The sequence below is a fragment of the Pseudomonas sp. GYB4201 genome (assembly GCF_056312595.1).
In genome coordinates this window covers 1-3,663 of the sequence record NZ_JBWGIG010000076.1, presented here as the reverse complement: position 1 = coordinate 3,663, position 3,663 = coordinate 1, and the positions used below count along the sequence as shown (strand labels likewise).

The following is a 3,663-nucleotide window of genomic DNA, read 5'->3' as shown; positions in this document are numbered from 1 at the left end:
GCCGCCAGGCTGCGCTGGCCCTGTGCCTCGCTGAAAATCTCCGGTGTTCACACCGGCCAGCGCAGCCTTCGGCAGCGGCTACGGTCGCCATAACCAACCCTGATACGCATGTGCAGAGGTGATTATCCAGGCGCAGGGGGCTGGGGCATGCTGTGGCCATCGCAACTCCACCGCACAAGGATTTCCCATGAGAGCGCCCCCGCGCCGCCCCCTGGTGATCGGCCTGCTGATGGCTGTGATGGTCATCAGCGTGCTGGACAAGACCATCTTCGCCTTCGCCGGCCCGCAGATCATTGATGAACTGCAGCTGAGCGCCGAGCAGTTCGGCTTCGTCGGCAGCGCGTTTTTCTTCCTGTATTCGCTGTCGGGGATTGCCGTGGGCTTCCTCGCCAACCGCTTTCCCACCCGCTGGATTCTGACCCTGATGGCACTGGTGTGGACCAGCGCGCAGCTGCTGGTGACCTTCGCCAATGGCCTGGCGGCGCTAACTGCCAGCCGCCTGCTGCTGGGCGCCGGTTGTGGCCCGGGCACGGCGGTTACCCAGCACGCCAGCTTCAAGTGGTACGCCGCCGACAAGCAGGTGCTGCCGGCGTCGCTGCTGCAGGTGTCGATCATGCTGGGCGGCCTGCTGGGCGCCATCGCCCTGCCCTTCAGCATTGCCCATTTTGGCTGGCGCTCGGCGTATCTGCTGCTCGCAGGCCTGAGCCTTGCGTGGATGCTGGCCTGGTGGCTGTTCGGCGCCGAAGGCAGCCAGGGCGCTGCACCGCAAGCGGCGAGCCCGACCGTGCCCTACCGGCACCTGCTGCTCAACCGCACCTTCGTGTGGATCTCGCTGATGTGCTTCCTGGCCTACCTACCCAACGCGCTGTCGTTCAGCTGGTCGGCGGTGTACCTGCAGAAAGGCCTGGGCCTGGGCAGCATGCAGGCCGGCTACGTGCTGTTTGCCGCCACCTTGAGCATCATCGTCATCAACCTGCTGCTGTCGGCGCTGTCCCAACGCCTGCTCAGAAACGGCGCCAGCGTGCAGCGCAGCCTGGTGCTGCCGCCCATGGCCTGCTGCATCCTCGGCGGCCTGGCCTTCTGCGCCCTGGGCACGTTGACCGCCGGGCTGGCCATGAAGCTGGTGTGCTACGTGCTGGGCGGCGTGCTGCTCAACGGCGTGTTCGCCTTCGGCATGACCATCACCTCGCACATCTCGCCGCTGCGCCAGCGCGGCGCCATGCTGGCGATCCACGTCGGCAGCATGACCCTGTCGGGCATGTTCGCGCCCTGGGCCGTGGGCCGGCTGGTGACGCTGTTCGACGGTGACATCGCCCGCGGCTTCGAGACCGCGCTGCACGGCATCGGCGTGGCCGCCATGGTCTGCGCGGCGCTGGGGCTGGTGATCATCGCGCCGGCGCGCACGCGCCAAGCCCTGCAGGCGCGCTGGGCCGGCTGAGCCCCCTTCTTTTCCATTGCTTGACCCACGGCGCGCGGGCCTGCCCCGCGCGGCGCCTGCCTGCGCGCGCCGTTCCCGTTCGTTGCCTACCAGGACCCTCGCATGAACCTTTCCGTGTTTGCTTCAAGCTACGCCCAGGCGCGCCAACAGTTTCTGCTGGCCTGCGCGCGCCGCGGCCTCGCCGTGCAGTCGCACGTGCACCCGCACACCGGCAGTGACAATGAAACCCTGGCCCTGGACGTGTGCCGGGTGGGCGCGCCCGACGCGCGCAACCTGATGGTGATCAGCAGCGGCTGCCATGGCATCGAGGGCTTTTGTGGCTCGGCGGTGCAGCTGGATCTGTTGAACGACGACAGCTGGATGGCGCTGACCGAACAGCAGGACCTGGCCGTGCTGTACCTGCACGCGCTCAACCCCTACGGTTTCTCGTGGCTGCGGCGGGTGACCCATGAGAACGTCGACCTGAACCGCAACTTCCTCGACTTCAGCCAGCCCCAGCCGGCCAACCCCGGCTACGCCGCCATCGCCCAGCGGCTGCTGCCCGAGCAGTGGCCGCCGTCACGCATCAACGAACTGAAGCTGATGCTGCAGGTGCTGCGCAAGGGCCGCAAGGCACTGCAAGCGGCCATCTCCAGCGGCCAGGCGAGCCACCCCGACGGGCTGTTCTTCAGCGGCACCGCGCCCACCTGGAGCAACCAGCGGGTGCGCCAGGTGCTGCGCGAACACGCCCAGGCCTGCCAGCGCATCGGCTGGATCGACCTGCACACCGGGCTGGGCCCGATGGGCGTGGGCGAGCGCATCTACAAAGGCCCGGCCAGCGCCGACGACCTGGCCCGGGCCAAGGCCTGGTGGGGCCCTGCGGTGACCAACAGCTTCGACGGCAGTTCCACCTCGGCGCACCTGCGTGGCACCCTCGACCTGGCCGTGATGGAAGAATGCCCCCAGGCCCAGTACAACGGCCTGACCCTGGAGTACGGCACCCAGCCCGGCCCGCAGGTGCTGCAGGCGCTGCGCGCCGAACAGTGGCTGCAACGCCACCCGCGCACCGGCGCCGAGCAACGCCAGCGCATCAAGCAGCAGATACGCGAAGCGTTCTACGTGGAGACTGATGAGTGGAAGCGCCGGGTGCTGGAGCAGGCCCGCGAGGTGTGCCGGCAGACCGTGGACGGCCTGCTCACCCAATAAAGCCCCGTAACAGCAAAGGGGTTATACCGGGGTGACCGGGCGCTTGCCGTTGTAGAACCAGCCCTCGATGTTCTTCCACACCAGGTCGCCCATGGCCTGGCGGGTTTCCTGGGTGCCGCTGCCGACGTGGGGCAGCAGCACCACGTTGTCCATCGCCAACAGGCTTTCGGGCACCTGCGGTTCGGCCTCGAACACATCCAGGCCGGCGCCGGCGATGGTGCCCTGCTGCAGCGCCTCAATCAACGCCGGCTGGTCCACCACCGAACCGCGGGCGATGTTGATCAGGAAGCCCTTGTTGCCCAGCAAAGCCAGGCGCCGCCCGTCGATCAGGCGGTCGGTGGCCTTGCCGCCCGGCACTGCCAGCACCAGCACGTCGCAGGCGCTGATCATGGCGTCGAGGTCGGCGAAGTAGCGGTAGTCGACCCCCGCCTTGGGGCTGCGGTTGTGGTACAGGATCTCCATGTCGAACGCCGCCGCCCGTTTGGCGATGGCCTGGCCGATGTTGCCCAGGCCAACGATGCCCAGCTTCTTGCCGCCGACCTTCACCGCTACCGGGAAGCGCGCCTGGGGCCACTTGCCGGCACGCACGTAGCGGTCGGCCTCGGTGAAGCGGCGCAAGGTGTCGAGAATCAGGCCCATGGCCGTGTCCGCCACACAATCGTCCAGCACCTGCGGGGTGTTGGTGACCACGATGCCGCGGTCGCGGGCCACGTCCACGGCAATGGCGTCATAGCCCACGCCGAAGCTGAAGATGGCCTCCAGGTTGGGCAACTGCCCCAACAACGCCGCGCTGGCGCCGTACACGCCGCTGGTGACCAGGGCCTTGATGCTGGCGCCGTGGGCCTGCAGCCAGGCCTGCTGGTCGGCCAGTTCCCAGTAGTGGGTGGCGGCGAAATGGGTGTCTACTGCTGTTTGCAGGCTGGGCAGCAAGGGGCCTGCGATAAGGACTGGGGTGGGCTGGGTCATGGGAGCTCCTGGGGTAATTGTTGTGCGAAGCGGGCGAAGTCATCGTACAACTTAGCAGAAGTGTACGCAAAGGA

Annotated in this window: 3 protein-coding genes; 2 read left to right on the top strand and 1 reads right to left on the bottom strand. The window is 67.7% G+C overall.

All coding sequences use genetic code 11. The features are described from left to right. Positions 1-187: 187 nt before the first annotated feature. The gene (locus tag AC0Z2B_RS32235) at positions 188-1,438 is read left to right on the top strand and encodes an MFS transporter (protein ID WP_476301462.1); all 1,251 of its coding nucleotides are present in this window, start codon (positions 188-190) and stop codon (positions 1,436-1,438) included. A 102-nt stretch (positions 1,439-1,540) separates the two neighbouring features. Further along, a complete protein-coding gene (locus AC0Z2B_RS32230) occupies positions 1,541-2,623 on the top strand; it encodes a M14 family metallopeptidase (RefSeq protein WP_476301464.1) in 1,083 nt (360 codons plus the stop codon). 21 nt (positions 2,624-2,644) lie between these two features. Here AC0Z2B_RS32230 and AC0Z2B_RS32225 read toward each other — a convergent pair whose 3' ends face one another. After that, positions 2,645-3,589, bottom strand: a complete 945-nt coding sequence (locus AC0Z2B_RS32225; RefSeq protein ID WP_476301466.1) for a 2-hydroxyacid dehydrogenase — start codon at positions 3,587-3,589, stop codon at positions 2,645-2,647. Between the last annotated feature and the right edge of the window lie 74 nt (positions 3,590-3,663).

Coding starts and splice junctions, on each gene's coding strand:
- AC0Z2B_RS32235 (WP_476301462.1), top strand. CDS start 188: ATGAGAGCGCCCCCGCGCCGCCCCCTGGTGATCGGCCTGCTGATGGCT.
- AC0Z2B_RS32230 (WP_476301464.1), top strand. CDS start 1,541: ATGAACCTTTCCGTGTTTGCTTCAAGCTACGCCCAGGCGCGCCAACAG.
- AC0Z2B_RS32225 (WP_476301466.1), bottom strand. CDS start 3,589: ATGACCCAGCCCACCCCAGTCCTTATCGCAGGCCCCTTGCTGCCCAGC.